This is a genomic window from Sporolactobacillus shoreicorticis, from assembly GCF_024125445.1.
Lineage (GTDB): Bacteria > Bacillota > Bacilli > Bacillales > Sporolactobacillaceae > Sporolactobacillus > Sporolactobacillus shoreicorticis.
Map to the genome: position 1 here is coordinate 104,696 of NZ_JAMXWM010000008.1, position 21,219 is coordinate 125,914.

Sequence of the window (21,219 nt, forward strand, 5' to 3'; positions counted from 1 at the left end):
GATCCTCATCTTCGCTGAGATTACCTTTTTTCCATGCGTATATGTGGAATACCGTCGAGCATGAAAATTTCAGAAGCCGGTTCAAAGCCGAAAGGAAGATACAATGACTGAACATATTCTTGAGCCTCAATGGCGATCGGCATGCCTGCAAAACGTTTCTTAATCACACGCAGCACTTTGGCGACGAGCAGGCTGGCCAGACCCTTGCCGCGGCAATCTTTGCGGACAAGTACCCGGCCGAACGACATTCCGTCATCAATCTCAAAAATACGCGCATAAGCTGTGATTACGCCGTCCTCATCCGTTGTGAAGACATGCAGACTGACTAAGTCGTAAGGATCGACTTCATGGTAAAGGCATTCCTGCTCAACCACAAAGACATCGACCCGCGCTTTCATAATCTCGTAAACTTCCTTCCCGGTCAATTGATTAAATGATTTAACTGTCCATTGCAGACGCTCCATGGTTTCACTTCCTTATAAGCTACCTTTTTTCAATAGTGTAGCACACGCGCAACTCAATCGTGCAGTTTCAATCATTTGTTCGTTTTGTTTTTTTTAAATGAAGAAATACCGCACCAACTACGGCTAGAGCAACGGGATATACGATTGCCCACCCACTGAAAAAGAGAACGATGACAGTGATTAAGAGTGAAAGCAGCGCCATAAACCAGCCAATCGTCAACGACTTTAGCATTTTTAAAGCAGCAAGCATTGTGAAAATGTAGGACGTGATAAAAACGACACTGGGGCCTTTCAAAAGATTTTCTAAATCCAGGGCAATCGTGCCATAGAGCAATAAAATGAAAGCGAATGCCCCTCCAAGTGCTGCTAAAACATGTACCGGCGTTTGAAATTTAGGATGCAAACGTGCTAATTTTGCTGGAAAACAACCCGCTCTTGCCTGCGCATAAACCATTCTAGAGAAACCCGCTATATTGGCGTGCACCGTACTGAATGTAATGAACAGAGCCAATACCGTAGTGATGATAATTCCCGAATGTCCCCATCCCTTGGCAACTAACATGCTGAGCGATGCCATCCCGTTACTTGTTCCGTAAGCATGCGTGCCAATCGTTACAAACGATACAAGGAGATATAAAACAGAAATACATCCGGCACCGAGAACGAGACTGATCGCAATGTCTCTGCCCGGTCTTTTAAATTCCTCTGCCAGCGGCGTGATCATCTCCCATCCGACAAAGGAAAAGAAGATGACCACAGAGGCCGAACCCACCGGAAACCAGCCATGCGGTGCAAATGGGGTAAATGAAGATATCTTGACGTATGGAAAAGCAACGATAACAGCCATAACAAGCAAGAACAAAATGAGACAAATTGCCAAAACACTCACTTTGGCCGAGAGATCGATTCCCTTTACATGGAAAAGCAGCGAAGTAAGCAGGATCAAAGCTGCGATACAAACGACACCCCATCGATTTGTCGGCAGCAAATCGTTGACATAATAGGCTCCGGTAAGCGCAATCGTTGGCAGGCCTACTGGTATGGAGCCAAGCATGACCCAGCTGAGCAACGCACTTGTTTTCGCGCCGAAAGCATGGGCAATATACGCCATGATTCCTCCGGCACTCGGTATTTTTTTCGCAAGTTGAGCAATTGTCAGCACAATCGGAAAAGCGAGTAAAGACATAAGTGTCCAGGATAATAAAGAAACAGGACCGGCGTTGCTCGCTGTGATTGATGGCAGGACAAGTATCCCGCATCCGAGTACCGCGCCAATAGTCAACGTGGTTCCCTGCACCCAAGTGATTGATCTTTTTAATGATGACTCGCTCAAAATCGTCTACCCCCACATGAATTTTTCCTAATTATATATAGTGATAGAAATAATTCACATGGTATAATTTATTTAAAAACATCATTCACCAATATATAGCAACGAATTAATGATCATATACTTAAATAATTAAGGCGGGATTTTTATGGATGAGATTGACTACAGTATTGTCGCACATTTACAGGAAAATTCACGTTTAACGATGATTGAATTAGGCAAAAAAGTGGGGCTGACGTCTCCGTCCGTAACCGAGCGTGTCAAGAGATTGGAAGAACAAGGCGTCATAAAAAAATATATAGCAATGGTTTCAGCGGAAAAACTAAACAAACAGGTCACTGCCTTTATATTAATGGAACCGAAGGACTGCATGAGGTACGTTCAATTTACAAAAGAGCAGTCTGACGTTGTGGAATGCCATCGGATTGCCGGGATGTACAGCTATCTCACAAAGGTAGTGACTGAATCCGTCCACACACTTGAGGATCATATCAACGCCTGTCTCGCCTATGGCAAACCAACGACTTTAATTGTTCTTTCATCACCAATCGACCATAAAGCAATTACCGCGTTATCAAAAGAAATCTAAGGTTAAAGATCAGGGGCTCAATGAATTGTCCCCATGTTCTCATTCATGTCTGTACCATTTGGGAATCGGCGTATGAAAACGGTCGTAGGCCGTCAAGGTTTGCTTCATTTCCCTTTTCATGACGCTGATTTGCTGCCCTCCATAGTCGATTGCCCATGGAATTGAACTGATCATATTGGTCGCAATATACAGTGCCATTAATGAAAAAAATGTATCCGGGACTTTATTTTCAAAATATCCGTTAATTTGTCCGGTGGCAAATGCGGCGCTTACATTGGCGCACCAGGTGATCCGGTTAAACTCTTCCCATGGATCGCCGTAATCCATTCGATCGAAATCGATCACACCGATTTCATGCGTCTTTGAAATCACCATATTCCCGCAATGATAGTCGCCATGCTGAAAGGTCTGCGGCCGATCCTTTAAAAGTGCTCTGTTGGCTTCGATAACATGGATCATTGACGCCTCATCATCAACTCGAATTCCGCAGGACTTGTAAGCGGCAAGTTTGCGATCAATTTTATGATTATAAAGATCAGACCATGCTGGCCGTGTAGCGGGAGCGGCAAGTCTATGAATCTTTCTCATGATTTGTCCCGCAGAATAGCCAAGCTTATATTGTTCTTCAGGGTTCAGCTTCGGCAAAACAATTGCCGCCTGTTCACCGCCCAGCCAAGTCATGATCGTATAGCATTTTCTTCGTTCATCGCACCAGCCAAAAGCGACTGGCTTCGTCACGTTGCATGGTAATTTGTTTAACCCGTTTAAAGCTTCGAATTCTTTCTTTCTGCGTTCATAGAGTACCCCTTCAGAAAGACGCAGCAAATACCTTTGATTTTGTGATTGAAACGTATACTTTTGATCATGCGACCAGCCTGATCGGATCGGTTTCAGCTGCCTCCAGTCCGAAGATCCGGGTATGCCAAGAAAAGAAGTCCTGTGTTCCCCCATTATTTCTGCCCATCAATGAAAAGTCCCATATGAATTGAATCATAGAACGTGCCGTCAATCAGAAAATCGCGTTTGATTATACCTTCTTCCTCAAATCCAAAAGAATTGTATAGATTAACGGCACGCGGATTATCCGAACAGACGCGTAGATTAATTTTACGGATCACGCCCGTTTCTTTGCTCCATTCAATCATTCTAGTAATTAATGCTCGGCCAATGCCTTTGTCCCAGTAATCCTTGCGCACGCAGATCCCGAACTCGCCGGCATGCGCCGTTCGTTTCTTCGTCCCGCCGTCAAAATTGAGTGTTCCGGCAATTTTTCCGTCATATTCGGCAACCAAATACAGAGCGTTCTCCAGTTTCGCATACTTCTCAAAAGTCGCTTCTTCTTTTTCAATGGTCAGATGCAGTTCTTCCACAGAACCAAAGGTCAAAAAATCGGATTCATCGGCAATTTGCTTAAGAAAAGCGAGAATCGGCGCAGCATCGGATTTTCTCGCTTCCCGAATGATTAATTTATTCTCATCCATATGGCATCTCCTCTTTTTTTGTCTCAATAACATACCACTAGCTAAGAAAAAATTCAGTAAATAATCATGAAGAAGCGTGAACTACATCGGGATTAAAATCCCGGGCTTCTAGGAACATCTCATACCTGCTTGGAAAATTCAAGTAGAGGTTAAGACTTTTTTACTAAGACTCGTACTAAGCCGTTATTTATTTTGTGGCGATTGCCTTATTTAGAACATTTTTCGCTGCGTTGCTATCTCGATCATGGCGCGCCACAATCGGGACATGTCCATTCACGGACACTGAGTTCATGTTTCCCATCATCATGTCCGCAATGGAAACAGATTTGTGAGGTCTTATACGGATGAACGATCACGAGTTCTTTGCCATACCATGCACATTTGTAGGTGAGCATTCGGCGAATTTCTCCCCATGCTTGGTTGGCAATCGCCCGTGCCAGTTTATGATTGTGCAACAGGTTTTTGGTTTTCAGATCTTCAATGGCGATCAGATCATAACTTTTCACCAGTTTTGTGGTGATCTGATGCAAATAATTCTGACGCTGATTCATCTCAGCAATGAATGGCCGAGTTTTCTCAGGCTGGTCTCCTGTATAAATTAAAAATCCCATTCCTATTAATCATAGAAAAGAGATTTTCCAAATGGAGATATAACTCATTAAGGTCTTGAGTGATCACTTTAAGTCAGCCGATGAATGGACCATGTAATGCCTGCTGCTGTGCCGCCTAATTGAATCGCTATTGACAATCCGTCTGCATCATAGAATAAACCAATGACATCTCCGGCGTTCAACTCGACTTCACCAGTCAAAGTGACAGCACTGCTTCCTAGTATTGCTCTTAAAGAAAGAATAAATAGAATATCCACATTTAAAATGGGGAAGAATCCACTGATTAAATCTGTTGATATAGGCGCAGTTCTCCTTACAACGAATGCCGGATTCGTGTTGGGACCAATGTCTGCGCCGATCGCTGCCATTGTTGAATAATTGATTGTCGCCTTAATTGAATAGACGCCGCTGGCCGGTACTGTGTAATTACCTGTCAATTCGTTAAAATTAGCACTGTAAAAATATGGTGAAGCAACAGACCAGTTACTTAGCTGGGAGTCCGTGTTAACGGACAATGAAGGAAGGAAGGCTGAAAATCCTTCTTCAGCCAAATTAGGTCCTGTTGGGCCGGTGGCTCCCGCATCTCCGGTCGTTCCAGTGGGCCCAGTAGCCCCGGTTGGACCGACCGGGCCTATTGCTCCCGATTCACCCGTGGCTCCGGTTGCGCCAGTAGCTCCGGTGGACCCAGTAGCTCCCGTAGCCCCTGTGGCTCCGGTTGCTCCGGTTGCACCGACCATCCAAGGATAATTGGGAGGGCAATAGATATCTGGACAACAGCGGCAATTTCTTGAATGCCTGTGTCGATATGGATTTTCAAAAAAATCGGATGCATCACTCGACATTATTTTTACTCCTCTTTTTAAAATATTGTATGTTCTCCGATTTTTTTTGAAAGGAGCATCTAACTAATAAAAAATAAACCTGTTTGATCACTGAACTGCCCCAGAAATTAGATAGCAATATCCAACTTTTGGGGACATACATTGCACTCGTTATGTCAAACAGATGATTTCTTCCCTTTTATCATGCATATATAAGCCACTTGCTCTATTCGAAGTAAGATGTGTATGCAGTAATCCGTTAAATCTTAGCGCGTATACGTTAAGGTATCATTCTATTCTTACTTCTGACCTTGGCAACCATTAAGAAAGAATTGAAAAACATAAATGATTGGTAAAAAATTGGACCGGAAGCCTGATTCGGTCGATTTTTTTTATGTGTTGAGCCTCTAGTCCCAACGGCAGGGAATTTTATGTCGAATATCGTCGACAAATCACTGATCAGCAAAATCTCCATTCTTTTTTAGGCGTTTCGGCCGTGTTCATCAATTGATCACATTTTGTATACTAGAAACAAACCAAAAGACTTTCCCCTGTTCTTCCAGAAACACATCCTATTTCTGTGTTCCCTGATCATCCATTCCATTGAATTGTTTCTATCCTGAAGGTGATAAAATGAGAGTAAACATGGGCGGCTCCGGTTCCGCAAGTGATACACAAACCTATGATGCTAAAGAACTGATCACAGCCGCTAAGGCACATGCCAAACATTATCAAACGTTGCGGGATCAATTTCATCGTTTGCGCGCGGCATTCCAGCAAATCGCCGGACTTGGCTCCGATTTTCAAGGGCATGGAGCCCAAGCAATCAAACAATTTTATACTGCGCAAGTGAATGTCACAGATAGCTGGCTGCGGCTGATTGACAAAAAGATCGCCTATTTTCAAGATGTTGCAGGTACGATTGATGACAAGAACCTCGGTGGGGATACACAGGTTCGCGTCCCCTTTTTGAATGAGGACCTGTCCTGGGTTACGCGCGTTCCAAGAAAATGGTGCGCGAGCGGGATGACATTGCCAAGATTCTCAGCAGTATTTCCGATCTTGTCCCCATCAATGTGTTTTCCAACCATGACGTCGATCAGGAGCTTGATGCCGCAGATAAAAAACGTGCGAAAATGGTTCTTGATGTTCAAGATCTAGATCAATCCTTGACGAATGAATACCGCCAAATCACTGAAGATTTGCCAAACATCAAGGCATTATACGAAGGACTGATCAACGCTACCCGTCAAGGTGCCGATGTTCAACCGATGCATTTCAACGCAACCGCCTATCATGACAGTAAAATCTATCAGATTCAAGATAAAATGCGGAAGGAAACCCAGAACTATTTGGCAATCAAAAAGCAGCAGGAACAGACGCGAGTAATGAATACTGAGGCCAGTCTGCCAACCGATTTTCGTATGCGCCTTTTAAAGGATCAAATGAACCATGGAATGACGCAAGGCTTCATTGATACGGGCAAAGATATCGTCTATGGATTTATTGATATGGCTCAAGACCCTAGAAAAGCTGCGACAAACACAATGATCGCACTATGGAATTGGAAGCAAACTTCGGCACTCATTGCCCAAGCAATCCTTAAATCCTATGACAAAGATATGGTACATGGAGACCCATACACACGGTCAAGGTGGGTTGCCCATGCCCTGGGCACGATAGTCACCGCAATTGTTACTACCAAAGGCGCCAGCCAAGTGAGCAAAGTGGCTAACCTAGAAAAACTGGGCACATAAGCAAGGAAAGTAGGTACGCTGGCAAAAACAAAAGCAGTTAAGTATGCAAACAAAGCAGCAGAAAAAATGAACAGACGGAATAACCCATTTCCGCCAAAATTTCAATACGTCGGGGACGTCCCGTATAATACAATTAACTCGTCTGGTTTAAGAAGCAAACTTTCAAGGATTGCTGAAAGCGCCGGAAAAAGTAACTTTATTGATCATATTAATAACGTCAGGAGTATCATCCAGCAAGCGTCAATTAAAAAAGTTGATAAGAGTCTTATTAAACAAACAGGAAACAATGTTATGAATCGCAACAAAGTAAAAATTCCGAAAGCAGACTTTCCGCAAAATAAGCCTCAAATGAGACATATTTTTCGAAATGCTGAAGGTCATTTACCGGATAATCAAACAAGCAGACAATTGTTACAAGATACAGCCAATGATATAAATTGTTATTTAGGCGAAGATAAATATGGGAATACATGGTATGGAAAGCTGTTATCTGATAAGACGCAAGTGTGGGTTCAAGTGAGAAATGGCATAATTCAAAACGGGGGCGTAAATAATCCACCTAGAAAATTCACTACTGGTACTGGTTTTTCTAAGCCATCCAATGTAACGAAAAAATGACATTTCAAATACTTAATTATGAGGAGAAATTACTATGAAATTAAATGAAAAAGAAGCACTGAAGGTAATGATAAACTTTTTAGATAATTATTATAATCAAACAAAAGCTGATGATATTGCAGTTTTATTAGGTAGCCTTACACTTTTAGATGATGGAAAACCTACCGATGTAGCAATGTGGGGAGAATGGCTAGATGCCCTGCATAAAGTAAAAGAAAAATGAATCGCATAAGAATCTTAATAACTAAAACTTGAAAGGGGAAAGCATTCCAGCCTTTTTTGGTTTTAATCTCTCCCCTTTCCCCTAAATGGATACGGGCAGATTAGGAAACTTGATCACTACATTTTTCTTTGCGAATTACTTTTTTGCTTAGATTTTAATCAACTTTATAAAAAAAGAACTAAAAATAGTATCCTTTGTGCCTAGCATTGAGTTAACAAAACAAAGATACATGGGAAGGTACTTTCCTTTTTAGAAAAGTAGTCAAGAAAGGGTGTATTCTCTGGAGTTGAACACATTCGAAAACCAACAAACCTGCATTCGAATCGGTTTCCCGGATGTCTGTTGACAACGATGGGAAAATTGTCGCTCTATGGTTAAAACCTAAATTCAAATAATTTATCTCTCTTTTTCTAAGGATGATAAAGAAAACATTGATCAGAACCAAACACTCATTATTATTGAACCGCCTCCTAAAAGGAGGATTTTGTTGTTCAGTTTTTAGGGATCCGTTCAAAACAAAATGAAACCCTCAAAATTGGACTTTAATTTATCCAGCTTCGAGGGTTCAAATGACTGCGTTTCGTTTTTCACGTCGTAACTTGTTTCTTCTTATTTGGTAACTTTCTCTTTCAGGCTAGCAGTGAAAGCATCGACCGCTTCTTCCTTGGTCGCCCAAGATGTGACAAGACGAGCGGCAGAATGATGATCATCAACCTTTTCCCAATCAAAAAATTGAAAATTCCGGTGAAGTACGCTGAGCAATTCATCAGGCAAAATCGGAAAAATTTGATTGGAAATCGGCGGTGTCAAGAATTCATAGCCGGCGGCTTTAATCGTTTCGGCGAGCTTCAGCGCCATCGCATTGGCATGAGCGGCGAGATCAAAGAACAGGTTGTCCCGAAATAATTCGAGAAACTGAATCCCGGTTACTCTTCCCTTCGCAAGCATGGCGCCACGCTGCTTCATCATATATCGAAAATCTGCTTTAAGCACATCATTACAGATGACGAGCGCTTCGCCAAGCAGCGCGCCGTTTTTTGTACCACCTACATAAAACGCGTCAACTAATTTTGGCAGATCGCTGAGTTCAAGATCGTTTGCCTTCGAAGTGAGTGCCGATCCAAGGCGCGCCCCATCCAAATAAAGAAGAAGCTGCTGGCTTTTGCAAAACGCGCTGATCGCTTCCAATTCGCCTTTCGTATATACAGCCCCATTTTCGGTCGTATCGGATAGGTACACCAATTTCGGCTTAACCATATGCTCATCGGGATGCGCGTCGATCATCGATTGAATCCCTTCAGGAGTCAGTTTACCGTCTTTTGCGCATGGAACCGCCAGAACTTTATGCCCAGTCGCTTCAATCGCACCCGTTTCATGGACATTGATGTGTCCGGTTGCAGCGGCAACAGCCGCCTCGTATGGACGCAAGAATGCGGCAATTGCTGCCATATTGGTCTGCGTGCCGCCGGTTAGAAAATGAACGGCAGCGTCTGCACTGTTCATTCGTTCCTTAAGCAATTCGGCAGCTTTCAACGAATACTGATCTTCACCGTAGCCCTCTTCCTGAACAAGATTCGTTTCTAGCAGTGCGTTCAGGATCTGCGGATGCGCGCCCTCACTATAATCGTTTTTAAAGCTGTACATTGCAATGAATCACCTCAGCTGTCTAATTTTTCAACTTATTAATTGGACTATAGCACAGTCGCGCGAGCAGCGGAACCCATTTCCACTAACCGCCATAATAAAAACCGGTTTCCTTCATTGTGAGCGGATCACCTTCACGATGAACACCGGCGTTGATTACTTCGCCGACATAAATAAAATGGTCGCCGATTTCCAGACGATCAATGACCTTACATTCAAAAAAGCTCAACGCATCTTTGAAAATCGGACAGCCGGTCTCTTCCGTAGTAAACGCATAACCGGCGAGCATGTCTCCGTCAACTTCGAGCGGACGAAAGAAAGCAGTGACCATATCTTTTTGTCCGCTTTCCAATAAATTAACACTGAACACACCGCTTGAGGCAATTTGCTTTTGAGAACGTGTCCCCGCCTTTGCCGCCAAGGTTACAAACGGCGGTTCAAACGATGTCTGCGTCAGAAAGTTTCCAGCAAACGCGTTCACGCCGCTTTCATCTTTTGTTCCAATGAGGTATAAACCATAAGTGATACCGCGAAGTGCTGTTTTTTTCGCTTTCGGATCCATTTTTCATGCTTCCTCTCTCAGTTCACATATTTGCCATATATTCATTATAGGACAAATTTATAAAAAGTAGTTATCTGTTGAACACGAGTAACCAATTGGATTTTACCGTTTCTTATCTTCTCGCTTTTCCCTTTTGAATCCATATACGTTAAGATAATAGCTACTGCAATGCCCAAAGCAACCCACGGAAATGCAGCATTAAAAAGTCCCCCACCCCATTTGCCTCCTTCTGATCTATCACATCGATTTCACTTTACCTCTTAATACGAACTATTCACGTATGATCCTTTCTGATTCCAACCGTTTTATTTTTCTGGATAAATCAATGCTGAGCCAAGCAAACACCCCTGTGAGTATAAAGAGCAGGACACACCCCGACAAATTAATCCATTTAATACGCGGAACATTAAGATTAATACCAATCATTAAATTGAAAACAGCCACTGCAAATTCAGCAAACATCAACGCGATCCATATGCCCATCACTCTTTTGTAGTGAGCTATTTTTGAATCAATGCCTGAATATAAGTTAAAAGGACCGTCTTTCACTGGTTTTCTTAAATAGACCCAATTCATACTTGTGGTCACACATGTGATGCCGGTCTCCTCAAGAAATTGAAGATACTCCCTACTTTTCAGATGCTTGGGACTGTTTTTCAATAATTCGATTCGATAGAGATACTCGCCTTTGGAACATGATTTAAATACGTATCTTCCTAAGGAAAAGTAAATAAGCGCCCAGCCCTTTTGTGCCATTTTATTCAGCCATTATTCCTCTTTTTCATAACTGAAAAGCCATTTATAAACGATCTTTTTCATCCGGATCACCCCATGCTATTTTTTCTCCATTTGTAAGCAGCTCCCTTAATCGATCCAATTCTGTCCGAACGGCTTCTCTGCCGAACTTTGTAATTACATACTCTTTTTTTCGTGATGACGCGCTTGTGGGATGCGGCCCGATCCACTCTTTTTGAAGAAGTGTGTTGATCTTTATTCGTGAACCAGGTGTTCGTCTTCCAATTGCTTTATTTTTCGCTCCAACCGGCGATTATACAGAAACAGCATGCCGCCCCCAATCAAAAGCAGTACACCGACAGCAAAATTTATCCATCCCGATAAGCGGGTTTCATAGAGAAGATCCGTTAAGCCAATATAGAAATTAATCCCTGCAGCTGCAAGTTCAGCCAAAATAATGGCATACCACATATTTTTTATCCGCCGATAATGCGCGATTCTCGAATCAAGATCCGTATAGAGTTGAAACGGTCCGCGATCTGCTGGCTTCCGCAAATAGACCCAATTCATGTAAAAAGCAATTGGCATAATACCTGTTTCCTTTAAAAGCTGCAGGTACTCCCCACTTTTGCGATCCTTTTTACTTTTTTCCAGAAGCTCAATCCGATAGATGTATTCACCCGACTGGCACGGTTCAAATTCATAGCGCGCCCAAAAGTAGCGGGTCAGTGCCCATCGGTGAGCCGCCATCTGATTCAGCCACTCCTCCTCACGTTCATAATCCCAGAACATTCGATAGACAACTTTATTCATCCGGATCACCCCATGCTATTTTTGCTCCATTTGTGAGCAGCTCCCTTAATCGATCCAATTCTGTCCGAACGGCTTCTCTGCCGTGCCCTGTAATCACATACTCTTTTTTCCGTGATGATTTGCTTGTGGGATGCGGCTCGATCCACTCCTTTTGGAGGAGTGTGTTGATCGCGCCGTAGAGTGTTCCCGCACCTAGATCAACACGTTCCGAACTCATCTCTTTCACCTTTTGCATGATTCCATAGCCATGCAGTGGTTTATAGAGGGATAACAGAATATAAAAGACGGCTTCCGTCAACGCACCTCGTTCATTACTTTCCGACAATGGAAGCACCTCCTTTATATCGTATTCAGATATATCGTCTATCGATATACAAATTATATCGGCAGACGATATAACTGTCAATTCCCTTCGTGTATAAAAAGGCGCGTACAAGAGTTGCTTTTTTCTTCAATCATGCTGTTCGCTTACTCGTCCCAATTACTTTTTTCATAAGGTATCAAAGTAGACGAATAAGAGCATCTGCGAATTTATTGAAAAAAGGAGCTCGATTTTATGTTTTTTGATCAACCAAATGTACCGTCGAACTGGCAGGTAACCAGCTGGACTCGTGAAGACGCATCCTCGATGGGCTACAATAGTAGCACTTTCTAACATTTGATGTCAGTAAGGTGAAGTCGCTTGATCCTGAACGCGATATTTGGGACAACTGGCTCGTTGTGGATGAAGAAGGAAAAACGGCCGACGTAAATGGCTACAACGTTCTTATTGCCCTCGGTGCACCGATTGGAGACCTGAGCCAGGCACGAGTGATGTACTTCTATTCAAAAAAAGATGAGAACAGCTGGGCACCGGGAGGCTATGTATTTACTGAGCGATTAATTGACGATACTCAGGAATGGTCGGGATCAACAATTTTCACTGATGACGGCTACTTGCAGTTCTTCTATACTATTGCCTCTTCGTATCAGGATCCGGAAATCGAGATTTACCAAACCAATCAACGATTTGCAACCGCAAAAGTTCCGATTTCCGCAAACAATGACAAACTTCAGTTGCTTGACCCGACTTATCATGAACTTTTGATCGAGCCGGACGGCTATTTATATCAGAGCGTAGCGCAAGCCTCGCGCCAAGAACAACGTTTTCCCGTACAGCATCGCGCTGATCTCGGAAGCGATCAGGTCAATAACTTTACATTCCGTGATTCGCATTATTTCAAAGACCCCGCAGACGGATCAGAATATCTCTTGTTCGAAGCCAACACCGGAGAAGCCTTACATGCAGAGGGAACCATTCGTGATCAATTCATTGGCGCTTTCCCAGATGGCTACCAGCCATCAGCGGATGATCTTAAGGCAAACGGCTGTGTCGGCGTGCTGAAATTGAGCGACAAACGGACGAAAGCAGATTTTCTGCCGCCGATACTCACCTCTAATCTAGTTACAGACGAAATTGAGCGGATCAATGTCATTGTTCGTGATGATCTGTATTACTTGTTTGCCGTAACCCATGGAAATAAGATGACTGTTGACAGCAACGATTTGGTCAACCGAGATTTTATGATTGGTTTTGTGTCCAGCGAACTCTTTGGTCCCTATGTCCCGCTTAATAAAACAGGGCTGGTCATTTCACAAAAATCACCGGGAGATCCATATGTGGGACAGGAAAATAACGAGCAGTATGTCTATTCATGGCTTGTTATTCCGGCTGAGAACGGACGCTTTGCTGAGGTCAGTTATGCCAACTTCTCATCAGATTCATCCGGCGGTATTCAGAAGATCAAATCTGCCGGACCTGTAATTGAACTGCTGATAAACGGGGCAAGTACCCGAGTCGGGCAAATTCTCGGGACATTTAATCCAGCAGGATCTCTATGAATCACTTATTTGAAAACATCTCAATAAATATCTTTCATGGTATTTGAGCGCAGAGAAAAAATGACTTTGCGCCAAATGAGGTTATGAAGCAACTCAAAAAAACGAGTGGTATCTAAACCAGATTCCGCTTGCTTTATTTTGTGTATTCGACAATCATTTGACCATCATCAGCAGAATGATGATGATTTCGTTACGTTGCAACGTCGACTTTGCTTTCCAGAGGCTTGGCAAAGTTTTTTTTGACTGCGCACGGATTAGATTATTTCCGGTAACGCTAAACACCTTTTAAAGACCAGAAAACCATTGGTCACCATATGAGTCTGCCCCATAAGATATTCGCTTCATTTTACTCAAATTAAGCGAGGAAGTGGCTCACCAACCCCGTTTGGATTATAGTAACGAGCCTGTAAGTAATCTTCGGTGATTTCTCAGTTTTATAATCCCTTTTCAGCTATTATAAATATGTTAAGTCTATTTAATGATTTAAACAATAAAAGGAAAGCCGCCAACATGGTAGACTGACAACTTAATAAAATTCATTTAATTTTAAATCAATGCAAAGACTAACATTTTAATCGTCTTTGCAATTTTATTTATTTTCTTTCACCATCACATTTTTAAAATATTCTTCACTGAACAGTCTAGCTTTTTTTAGTTTTTTAGATGAATATGCAACACATATGCTAAACGGTTAGAAGGGATGCTTTCATAAACCGATCACTAATAAACTATTAACTTTTTTTTCTTAACATCCGCTTAAGTTCCTGAAAGGGTGTTGCATATGCCTCTTTATAATGACGTATGTGATTTTCCAGTAATGACCACTTTGCATTCAAAACAGGATGTACTTCCGTAGTATCTGAAATGGTGTATAGTTCACCTAATAGATCAAGTGTTTCCCATATCAATGTCTCATCTCGTAATTCTAATAGTGCATTAACAACATTGGGTATATATGAAAAAGCTTCGTAAGACGTCATATTTTTTGTAATATGATCAAATGCGTCACTGAAATACCACTCATTCTTTTCTAATTTTGATTGCCAATCGTCATAAATGTCTAGTAATTCTTTAACAACCATAGTCTCATTCCTTTAATTTTTTATTTAGTAACGTTAAAAATCATTTATATTTAAAATCAGCAAATTTTTTTGTTTTCTTATTATAGTTAAAGTGGATGATAATCTTACCTTTAGTAGTCTTAACCACTCGTTGCATTTTTACCCACCCCTTTTTACCTGGCCAACGTTTATCATTCATTTTTGAAGATGATACAACTTGCCGTGCTCCCTTTAATGGATTTGATTTTACTTCTTTCATGGCTAACTTCTCCACCAAATTTCTTGCTGCAGTCCTGCCAGTTGATCTGCTAAACGATTTCATCAACAGTTTTAATAAGGCTGAAATGGCGTTATGGCCTTTTGGATCAATAAGCATAGTAGGATTATTTTGGGCAAAGGTGTACCCATTTTGAGATAATACGTCATCATCATCCCCCCGGATATGGATCCATCGCTAAAAAGTTCCCGTTCTGAGGGACGTAGTATCGCGCCTGTAAATAATAATGCTGCGTTTCTGAATCATAGGTGTAGCTGGCATAATGTTCTTACTTGATTACTTATGGATACCATTTCACCAAAAACTAATAATGAAACGGAGGAAGAGTCCATCCAACCCGTTCAGAAAAAGGCTTTATATCAAAAATAGATAACAATGTAAAATTAATGCAAAATTCAACTATCATAAAGAAGATCAAGACAAAATGAGTCTTGACCTTTTTATTCTATATTCTTGATTTTTAATCATGTAATCTTTTCATTTTGCTACTTCATAAACTAAAATGGAGAATTTTAATCTGGCAAATTTAAATTTTCCCACCCACCGATTGCCTTTATGAATTGAGGATTCTGTTTAAAATTTGGATCTTTTGCATTGATCTCTATAGCTTTTATTAATTCATCTTCATCTATTTCATCGTTATAATAAGCTAAAAATATTAAATCTATATAATCATAATTGGATGGATCGTCTACATCATACTCAGGCATACCCAGTGAATGAGCTATAAAACATTGCATATCCATATTTTTACAATCCATTGATTCAAGAAATATCGTTGCAAACCCGTTCGAGTGAATTTCATCATATTCATCACTTTTAGTATGGGGCATCTTAAAATTTTTTTTTGTTTTAAAACTGAATACATCTCATACTGTGCATCATCTATACTTTTCAAGAATTGTAACAAATAATGTAAATTTAATGTAATGGTCCTTTTCAAAAATCCACCTCCTATAATTAAACCATTAAATGGGTTGTTTACGTTCCAAAATATATCTTGGTGGAGGACCAAATCCCTCCTCACCTTCGAAATATGCAAGTTTTCCCGGTATACAAGAGATAATGAGTGGTTCTCCTTTGTATACCATTTCCTCTACAGCTTTTTTTAGAGAGATATATTCCCCATCAAACGGGGACAGGTTGCACATAATATAAGCCGCTTGGTTCGCTAAAGCTCCTTTTTCAATAAGTTTTTTTAATATATATGAACAATCATTGTCTCCCTTTAGCGGAATTGGATGTAAGTATTTTGAGTCAATGACTCCATTGGGGTCGTTAGCCAACCTTCCAAATATTTTACTTCTTTTATTGGGAATTGTTAATTCATAAAATAACCTTTGCCTTAGTTCTCTCCTAAAAAAGTTTTTAACAATTTTTTTTTCGTGTTCAATATCCATTTGATCACCATCTCCTCTTAGGGAAGAAATAATGATCATGACTATCATCCGGATGATAGTGTGCCTCTTCCTTCCTTTTTGATTTCTATCTGCTCATATTCCTTTTTTGGCCTTTCTTTTAACAGCCTCTAGCGCCTTCTTTCTAGTATTAAATACATATCTTCTTCCAATTCTCTCTTTACTTCTTGTTTTAGAAGAGATTTTTTCCTTTATCTTTCTTGAAAGGTGCCAAACACCATAACCGGCTAAATATGCGCCCGCAGCTATTAAAGTTCCTGCTGCAACATACTCACCAATTACGGGAATAAAACAAACAGCGGCCAACCAGGCAAAATTTCCATCTGGGTCCACATGGGTCATCGGATTGTTTTCCGCATACGTATACCCGTTTTGGGACAGTGTATTCCCATCATCGCCCGAATCCGGATCCATCGCTAGAAAGTTTCCATTCTGAGGATCATAGTAACGAGCCTGTAAATAATAATGCTCCGTTTCTGAATCATAGGTGTAGCTGGCATAACGTACCGCATTGTCTTTGGCGATGGCGCCATCTTCGCTGAGGATGTTGCCATACGCATCATACGTGTAGGCACCCACTTTGTCGCCGATTGATTGACAATTTGAACGACATCGCCGCGTTGATTTGTCAGAAAATAATAGGGTGTCGTCTTTCAATTTCCGGAGAAGTCCTTATCTTTAACAACCATGCCAACAACATGGCCGTTCGGATCCCATTGGTAATAGTGATACGATTGAAGCTCATTTCCCTTTTTCGTGATTTCAAGGATGAGATGGTTGCTGTCACTATCATAATCGTATTCGTTGGTCTGATCACCTAGGATCTTTTGGGTACGAAGCCCATTTTCGTCGTAGGCATACCGTGCAGCTTCCGTTCCGTCGAGTTTCGAAACTTTTGTCTGATTGCCAAGTGCGTCATACTCATCTTTAAATTAATCGTCCTGAATCAGATTGCCATCGGCGTCATAGCTAAGCGCGCTGCCATTTCTTGGTCAGAATCTGATTGGCGTCATTATAAGTAAACGCAGAGGTGTCTCCATCTGGATCTGAAATTTTGGTGATGTTCTCTGAATGGTCATAGCTGTATGCAAAGTTCAATGCCGGCGAGCTGTCAGAGCCTTTCATATACGATAAACCGGATAAACCGATTAAATGATTAGCCACATCGTAGTTATAAACAAAGATTGTCTCAAAAGTCTATGAGGCAATCTCTTAAATTTCAATTTAATTAGTCATTATCAATTTCTCTGTGTACTATAGAGTGTAAGCACGTAAAGCATCAATTACATGTCATCCCCGATTCCGGAACTAAACTTCCAATTCCATATCGCATTCTGATAATCTTTCTGTTTATAAAAATAATGGCTCGGATGCATCTGATCGGTGATTTTTCAGCAATTTGCCGAAACTGGCAGTTAACCTACCATAAATAATTCAGGAAAAGCAGAAAACACCCGAAGTACGGACGAATTACTGATTTCTTAGCAGCCTAAGACTTTTCATTGTTCAGGATTATATTATAGTACATTCAATTTATCTGTCTCATCAATTCTAAAAAGAGTTTCAAGGAATCCTTTACATTTCATCCTTTAAATATAACTCTATAAAGATTAACGAATGTAAAGCTCTAATTGCCTCAATTGCATGTAATCCCCAATGTGTTTCAAAACCAAATTTCCATTGCCATATTGCTTCTGAAAATTGCTGCAGTTGATAATAGTACTCACCTTTTTTTAATTCCATATAAATATTTTTAATATCATCGATTAAACTTCCCTGTATCGGTTTTTTGAAATGATAGGAATTAAAAACTTCCCAATAAGTATCATATTTCATTATATTAATTTTCGGACATGAAATTTCACGGCTTTCAGGATACTTAATGTCAGTGTCGGAGTCAACTTGAGGCAAATAAAGTCCTTCTCGATATATAGACAAAAGTTTTTTCAATAGCTCTTCATAAACACTGTCTGAATTATATTCTTCAAGTAAATCTACAAAATTACAAAAAGTCTCAGCTGTTTTGTAAAACGAGTTGGCCTTATCTTCCATATTTCTATATCCTCCTGAAAACATGAGTATTAAACAGAAAAATTATTCATATATCACTTTAATCTTTTCTTTATCCGAGCAATTTCACTTTCCCATACCCTGATTTCATGTTTCCAATGTTTAACAGCTCCAGACTTAGGATTTTTTTTAATTCATCGTTTATCTTTTTCTACATTTTTCTCCAAGCTCTCAATTTTTTTGCTCTTTTGTTTATTATTCTGCGCCCTCATGATTATTGATTTAGCTTTTTTTGTAAGATGCCAAACTCCATAACCGGTTAAATAAGCACCGGCAGCAATTAATACTCCTGCCGCAACATATTCACCCACCACTGGAATAAAGATTATCGCTGCCAATGCAAAATTCCCACCAGGATCCACATGGGTCATCGGATTATTTTCCGCATAGGTGTACCCATTTTGAGATAATGTGTCATCATCATCACCCGGATCTGGATCCATGGATAACAAGTTGCCATTCTGAGGGTCATAGTATCGTGCCTGTAAATAATAATGCTGCGTTTCTGAATCATAGGTGTAGCTGGCATAACGAACCTCATTATCTTTTGCAATGGCTCCGCCTTCACTGAGGATGTTTCCATAGGCATCATACGTGTAGGAACCCACTTGATCGCCAGACTTGTTGACTATTTGAACCACATCGCCGCGCTGATCCGTCAGAAAATAGTAAGGCGTCGTTTTCCAATTGCCGGAGAAGTCCTTGTCTTTAACGACCATTCCGACGACATGACCGTTCGGATCCCATTGGTAATAGTGATAAGATTGAAGCTCATTTCCCTTTTTTGATAGTCTCAGGATGAGATTGTTGCTATCACTATCATAATAATATTCGTTAGTCTGATCACCCATGATTTTTTTGGTACGAAGACCATTTTCGTCATATTCATACCGCGCGACTTCAGTTCCATCGAGCTTCGAAACTTTTGTCTGATTTCCCATCGCATCGTACTCATAGTTAAATTGATCATTCTGAGTCAGATTGCCATCGGCATCGTAGCTAAAGGCTGTGCCGTTCTTCATCAGAATCTGATTGGCGTCATTGCAAGTAAACGTAGCGGCTTTTCCATTGACCTGACTGGCTGTCCGATTGCCAACGCTATCGTACGTATACGTATTCGTCGTTCCATCCGGAAGAACCTCTTTCGTTAGCTGACTGTTTCCATCATACGTGTACGTTGAATCCCCATCCGAATCTGAAGCCTTGGTGATGTTCCCGGAATGGTCATAGCTGTAGGTATCGTTCAGTGCCAGTGAGTTGTCGGAGTCCTTTGTATACGATAATCCGGTTAAATGATTGGCCTCATCATAGACATAGCTGTTGGTGAAAAGCCCTTTATTTAGAATCAAACCATATCTTAACAATAACTATGACATTGATCGAACTACATCCCTTATCACTTTAGCGTGAGCAGAAGTAATCTTAATTGATGCAGAGTCTGTGATTTCAATTTGAAGATCCACAGTCTTTAATAAATCACACTTAAAGTTTTCTTTATTAAAAATTTTATTAGTGAATGTTTCATCAAAGTTCGCTTCCTTGCTTATTCCGATTAATTGATCAAAAGCAACAATTTCATTTTTATAGTAAATAAAATCATTCATTTTCCCAATAAAAATTTTTTCTTTTTTCCTTGCATTTTTCTTTGACTGAACAGGCAGATCTATGATTATATCGTTTAGACCTTTACCTGATTTTGAAATCCAATATTGATATAATGAGAACTCACTGACTAACGTTTGTAATAAATTGAATATGTCTGTTTCAATGGTGTAATATTCATGATTCATATAGTCATAAACGTCTAAAGTACTTAATTCATATGTGTAAAACAACATAATTTTTCCTCACTTCATTTTAATTATTATCAATAAGGTTATCATTTATCAGCCCTATCTCCAAACATGTTCAAAAAAAGAACGTCTGTAAAGTGTCTGCATTCAATCACTTTATAAACGTCCGTAAAAATTGATCTTGAGAACAATTGATTCTAGATCATTATCAATGTTCATCTTGCTTTAATTTTCTTAACAACCTTTTCAATCTCTTTCCTGAACGGTTGATGATTTGAGTGTTTGCTCCACTCTCTAATAAGATTTTTACAACTTCCACATTTTTATAATGCGCTGCCCAGAACAAGGCCGTTTGTCCATACTCATCTCTCACTTCTAAGTCTGCACCCCGATCAACTAATCGTTTCACTACCTCCGGGCGATCATATACACTAGCGATAATTAATGGAGTAGTTTGATCCGAGCCTTCACATTTAATATTAATATCCGCATGATGAGAAACAAGATAGTCAACAATATCCACATATCCTTCACTTGCAGCCACATAAAGAGGAGACTCACCATCATTACTTTGTATATTAACATCTGCACCGAAGTCGACTAATAGTTCCACACAATTTAAATAGTTTTCTTGCACAGCCCAAAGAAGAGGAGAATAACCGTACCGATCTTGTTGATTTACTTTTGACCCGCTCTTAAGTAGTAGTTTTAATACCTCATAACTTCCATGTGAAGCCGCAGCATGCATCGCTGTAAATCCTTCACGATTTATTTTAAGGTCACATCCACACGAAATTAATAATTTAACAATTTCAGCTCGGCCATATATACTCGCTATTTCAAGAGGTGTGATACCATCTATGTCCCGAGCATTTATATTCGCATCATTTTGCAATAAAAATGCTACCAAATTTGTATAACCTTCCTGTGCTGCCCAATGCAAGGCTGTGTAACCATCCTCATCTTTTTGATTGATATCCACACCTTGTTCAAGTATACTTTTTACTTCGTTGAGGTTTCCATTTGCGGCTGAGTCAAACAAATCATTTTTTTCCAAGAAACGTATCCTCC

Annotated in this window: 26 protein-coding genes; 6 read left to right on the plus strand and 20 right to left on the minus strand. The window is 40.6% G+C overall.

Annotated features, from left to right (window positions below; all coding sequences use genetic code 11):
* Positions 1-20: 20 nt before the first annotated feature.
* A complete protein-coding gene (locus NIE88_RS08895) occupies positions 21-464 on the minus strand; it encodes a GNAT family N-acetyltransferase (RefSeq protein WP_253061302.1) in 444 nt (147 codons plus the stop codon).
* A 67-nt stretch (positions 465-531) separates the two neighbouring features.
* Positions 532-1,797 carry an APC family permease gene (locus NIE88_RS08900; protein ID WP_253061304.1) on the minus strand — a complete coding sequence of 422 codons (1,266 nt, stop codon included), beginning with the start codon at positions 1,795-1,797 and terminating at the stop codon, positions 532-534.
* Positions 1,798-1,942: 145 nt separating this feature from the next.
* On the opposite strand from NIE88_RS08900, the gene NIE88_RS08905 reads away from it, so the two are divergent.
* Positions 1,943-2,383 carry an Lrp/AsnC family transcriptional regulator gene (locus tag NIE88_RS08905; protein ID WP_253061306.1) on the plus strand — a complete coding sequence of 147 codons (441 nt, stop codon included), beginning with the start codon at positions 1,943-1,945 and terminating at the stop codon, positions 2,381-2,383.
* A 39-nt stretch (positions 2,384-2,422) separates the two neighbouring features.
* On the opposite strand, the gene NIE88_RS08910 is transcribed toward NIE88_RS08905, so the two are convergent.
* From NIE88_RS08910 to NIE88_RS08925, 4 genes are all read right to left on the minus strand, one after another.
* Positions 2,423-3,334 (minus strand): aminoglycoside phosphotransferase family protein, encoded by a 912-nt coding sequence (locus NIE88_RS08910; RefSeq protein WP_253061308.1) that lies wholly within the window; start codon positions 3,332-3,334, stop codon positions 2,423-2,425.
* Positions 3,334-3,864 carry a GNAT family N-acetyltransferase gene (locus NIE88_RS08915; RefSeq protein ID WP_253061310.1) on the minus strand — a complete coding sequence of 177 codons (531 nt, stop codon included), beginning with the start codon at positions 3,862-3,864 and terminating at the stop codon, positions 3,334-3,336. The genes NIE88_RS08910 and NIE88_RS08915 overlap by 1 nt, the downstream gene beginning before the upstream one ends.
* A gap of 242 nt (positions 3,865-4,106) precedes the next feature.
* A complete protein-coding gene (locus tag NIE88_RS08920) occupies positions 4,107-4,475 on the minus strand; it encodes an RNA-guided endonuclease InsQ/TnpB family protein (protein WP_253061312.1) in 369 nt (122 codons plus the stop codon).
* Between the two features lie 68 nt (positions 4,476-4,543).
* The gene (locus tag NIE88_RS08925) at positions 4,544-5,317 is read right to left on the minus strand and encodes a hypothetical protein (RefSeq protein WP_253061380.1); all 774 of its coding nucleotides are present in this window, start codon (positions 5,315-5,317) and stop codon (positions 4,544-4,546) included.
* A gap of 612 nt (positions 5,318-5,929) precedes the next feature.
* On the opposite strand from NIE88_RS08925, the gene NIE88_RS22600 reads away from it, so the two are divergent.
* From NIE88_RS22600 to NIE88_RS08945, 4 genes are all read left to right on the plus strand, one after another.
* A complete protein-coding gene (locus tag NIE88_RS22600; RefSeq protein WP_253061314.1) occupies positions 5,930-6,457 on the plus strand; it encodes a T7SS effector LXG polymorphic toxin in 528 nt (175 codons plus the stop codon).
* Positions 6,349-7,053 carry a T7SS effector LXG polymorphic toxin gene (locus tag NIE88_RS08935; RefSeq protein WP_253061378.1) on the plus strand — a complete coding sequence of 235 codons (705 nt, stop codon included), beginning with the start codon at positions 6,349-6,351 and terminating at the stop codon, positions 7,051-7,053. The genes NIE88_RS22600 and NIE88_RS08935 overlap by 109 nt, the downstream gene beginning before the upstream one ends.
* 66 nt (positions 7,054-7,119) lie before the next feature.
* A complete protein-coding gene (locus NIE88_RS08940) occupies positions 7,120-7,671 on the plus strand; it encodes a hypothetical protein (RefSeq protein WP_253061316.1) in 552 nt (183 codons plus the stop codon).
* A 34-nt stretch (positions 7,672-7,705) separates the two neighbouring features.
* Positions 7,706-7,894 carry a hypothetical protein gene (locus NIE88_RS08945; protein WP_253061318.1) on the plus strand — a complete coding sequence of 63 codons (189 nt, stop codon included), beginning with the start codon at positions 7,706-7,708 and terminating at the stop codon, positions 7,892-7,894.
* Positions 7,895-8,503: 609 nt separating this feature from the next.
* On the opposite strand, the gene NIE88_RS08950 is transcribed toward NIE88_RS08945, so the two are convergent.
* From NIE88_RS08950 to NIE88_RS08970, 5 genes are all read right to left on the minus strand, one after another.
* Complete coding sequence (locus NIE88_RS08950; RefSeq protein WP_253061320.1) at positions 8,504-9,538, minus strand: threonine aldolase family protein; 1,035 nt, start codon at positions 9,536-9,538, stop codon at positions 8,504-8,506.
* 85 nt (positions 9,539-9,623) lie between these two features.
* On the minus strand, positions 9,624-10,100 hold the full coding sequence (locus NIE88_RS08955) for a flavin reductase family protein (protein WP_253061322.1): 477 nt from the start codon (positions 10,098-10,100) through the stop codon (positions 9,624-9,626).
* 270 nt (positions 10,101-10,370) lie between these two features.
* Positions 10,371-10,856, minus strand: coding sequence for a DUF2812 domain-containing protein (locus NIE88_RS08960; protein ID WP_253061324.1), 486 nt, complete (start codon positions 10,854-10,856; stop codon positions 10,371-10,373).
* A 234-nt stretch (positions 10,857-11,090) separates the two neighbouring features.
* Positions 11,091-11,648: a DUF2812 domain-containing protein gene (locus NIE88_RS08965; protein ID WP_253061326.1), complete on the minus strand. Its 558-nt coding sequence runs from the start codon at positions 11,646-11,648 to the stop codon at positions 11,091-11,093.
* Positions 11,641-11,973 carry a PadR family transcriptional regulator gene (locus NIE88_RS08970; protein WP_253061328.1) on the minus strand — a complete coding sequence of 111 codons (333 nt, stop codon included), beginning with the start codon at positions 11,971-11,973 and terminating at the stop codon, positions 11,641-11,643. Before NIE88_RS08970 ends, NIE88_RS08965 begins: the two co-directional genes overlap by 8 nt.
* 347 nt (positions 11,974-12,320) lie before the next feature.
* Here NIE88_RS08970 and NIE88_RS08975 point away from each other — a divergent pair, with 347 nt between their 5' ends.
* Positions 12,321-13,529: a glycoside hydrolase family 68 protein gene (locus NIE88_RS08975; protein ID WP_253061330.1), complete on the plus strand. Its 1,209-nt coding sequence runs from the start codon at positions 12,321-12,323 to the stop codon at positions 13,527-13,529.
* 731 nt (positions 13,530-14,260) lie between these two features.
* Here the strand turns inward: NIE88_RS08975 and NIE88_RS08980 are convergent.
* From NIE88_RS08980 to NIE88_RS09020, 9 genes are all read right to left on the minus strand, one after another.
* Positions 14,261-14,611 (minus strand): ABC transporter, encoded by a 351-nt coding sequence (locus NIE88_RS08980; RefSeq protein ID WP_253061332.1) that lies wholly within the window; start codon positions 14,609-14,611, stop codon positions 14,261-14,263.
* Between the two features lie 40 nt (positions 14,612-14,651).
* Positions 14,652-14,849 (minus strand): hypothetical protein, encoded by a 198-nt coding sequence (locus tag NIE88_RS08985; protein WP_253061334.1) that lies wholly within the window; start codon positions 14,847-14,849, stop codon positions 14,652-14,654.
* 530 nt (positions 14,850-15,379) lie between these two features.
* Positions 15,380-15,613 carry a hypothetical protein gene (locus tag NIE88_RS08990; RefSeq protein WP_253061336.1) on the minus strand — a complete coding sequence of 78 codons (234 nt, stop codon included), beginning with the start codon at positions 15,611-15,613 and terminating at the stop codon, positions 15,380-15,382.
* A gap of 222 nt (positions 15,614-15,835) precedes the next feature.
* Complete coding sequence (locus NIE88_RS08995) at positions 15,836-16,267, minus strand: hypothetical protein (protein ID WP_253061338.1); 432 nt, start codon at positions 16,265-16,267, stop codon at positions 15,836-15,838.
* Between the two features lie 93 nt (positions 16,268-16,360).
* Positions 16,361-16,942: an RHS repeat-associated core domain-containing protein gene (locus NIE88_RS09000; protein ID WP_253061340.1), complete on the minus strand. Its 582-nt coding sequence runs from the start codon at positions 16,940-16,942 to the stop codon at positions 16,361-16,363.
* Positions 16,943-17,860: 918 nt separating this feature from the next.
* Positions 17,861-18,337 (minus strand): DUF5063 domain-containing protein, encoded by a 477-nt coding sequence (locus tag NIE88_RS09005; protein ID WP_253061342.1) that lies wholly within the window; start codon positions 18,335-18,337, stop codon positions 17,861-17,863.
* Positions 18,338-18,489: 152 nt separating this feature from the next.
* A complete protein-coding gene (locus tag NIE88_RS09010) occupies positions 18,490-19,704 on the minus strand; it encodes an RHS repeat domain-containing protein (RefSeq protein ID WP_253061344.1) in 1,215 nt (404 codons plus the stop codon).
* A gap of 18 nt (positions 19,705-19,722) precedes the next feature.
* Positions 19,723-20,193: a hypothetical protein gene (locus tag NIE88_RS09015; RefSeq protein WP_253061346.1), complete on the minus strand. Its 471-nt coding sequence runs from the start codon at positions 20,191-20,193 to the stop codon at positions 19,723-19,725.
* A gap of 163 nt (positions 20,194-20,356) precedes the next feature.
* Positions 20,357-21,205, minus strand: coding sequence for an ankyrin repeat domain-containing protein (locus NIE88_RS09020; RefSeq protein ID WP_253061348.1), 849 nt, complete (start codon positions 21,203-21,205; stop codon positions 20,357-20,359).
* Positions 21,206-21,219: the final 14 nt, after the last annotated feature.

Excerpts from the sequence above, each read along its gene's own strand:
- NIE88_RS08895 (WP_253061302.1), bottom strand. The coding sequence starts at position 464 with ATGGAGCGTCTGCAATGGACAGTTAAATCATTTAATCAATTGACCGGG.
- NIE88_RS08905 (WP_253061306.1), top strand. The coding sequence starts at position 1,943 with ATGGATGAGATTGACTACAGTATTGTCGCACATTTACAGGAAAATTCA.
- NIE88_RS08910 (WP_253061308.1), bottom strand. The coding sequence starts at position 3,334 with ATGGGGGAACACAGGACTTCTTTTCTTGGCATACCCGGATCTTCGGAC.
- NIE88_RS08915 (WP_253061310.1), bottom strand. The coding sequence starts at position 3,864 with ATGGATGAGAATAAATTAATCATTCGGGAAGCGAGAAAATCCGATGCT.
- NIE88_RS08920 (WP_253061312.1), bottom strand. The coding sequence starts at position 4,475 with ATGGGATTTTTAATTTATACAGGAGACCAGCCTGAGAAAACTCGGCCA.
- NIE88_RS08925 (WP_253061380.1), bottom strand. The coding sequence starts at position 5,317 with ATGTCGAGTGATGCATCCGATTTTTTTGAAAATCCATATCGACACAGG.
- NIE88_RS22600 (WP_253061314.1), top strand. The coding sequence starts at position 5,930 with ATGAGAGTAAACATGGGCGGCTCCGGTTCCGCAAGTGATACACAAACC.
- NIE88_RS08940 (WP_253061316.1), top strand. The coding sequence starts at position 7,120 with ATGAACAGACGGAATAACCCATTTCCGCCAAAATTTCAATACGTCGGG.
- NIE88_RS08945 (WP_253061318.1), top strand. The coding sequence starts at position 7,706 with ATGAAATTAAATGAAAAAGAAGCACTGAAGGTAATGATAAACTTTTTA.
- NIE88_RS08950 (WP_253061320.1), bottom strand. The coding sequence starts at position 9,538 with ATGTACAGCTTTAAAAACGATTATAGTGAGGGCGCGCATCCGCAGATC.
- NIE88_RS08955 (WP_253061322.1), bottom strand. The coding sequence starts at position 10,100 with ATGGATCCGAAAGCGAAAAAAACAGCACTTCGCGGTATCACTTATGGT.
- NIE88_RS08960 (WP_253061324.1), bottom strand. The coding sequence starts at position 10,856 with ATGGCACAAAAGGGCTGGGCGCTTATTTACTTTTCCTTAGGAAGATAC.
- NIE88_RS08965 (WP_253061326.1), bottom strand. The coding sequence starts at position 11,648 with ATGAATAAAGTTGTCTATCGAATGTTCTGGGATTATGAACGTGAGGAG.
- NIE88_RS08980 (WP_253061332.1), bottom strand. The coding sequence starts at position 14,611 with ATGGTTGTTAAAGAATTACTAGACATTTATGACGATTGGCAATCAAAA.
- NIE88_RS08985 (WP_253061334.1), bottom strand. The coding sequence starts at position 14,849 with ATGAAAGAAGTAAAATCAAATCCATTAAAGGGAGCACGGCAAGTTGTA.
- NIE88_RS08990 (WP_253061336.1), bottom strand. The coding sequence starts at position 15,613 with ATGGATATGCAATGTTTTATAGCTCATTCACTGGGTATGCCTGAGTAT.
- NIE88_RS08995 (WP_253061338.1), bottom strand. The coding sequence starts at position 16,267 with ATGGATATTGAACACGAAAAAAAAATTGTTAAAAACTTTTTTAGGAGA.
- NIE88_RS09005 (WP_253061342.1), bottom strand. The coding sequence starts at position 18,337 with ATGGAAGATAAGGCCAACTCGTTTTACAAAACAGCTGAGACTTTTTGT.
- NIE88_RS09015 (WP_253061346.1), bottom strand. The coding sequence starts at position 20,193 with ATGTTGTTTTACACATATGAATTAAGTACTTTAGACGTTTATGACTAT.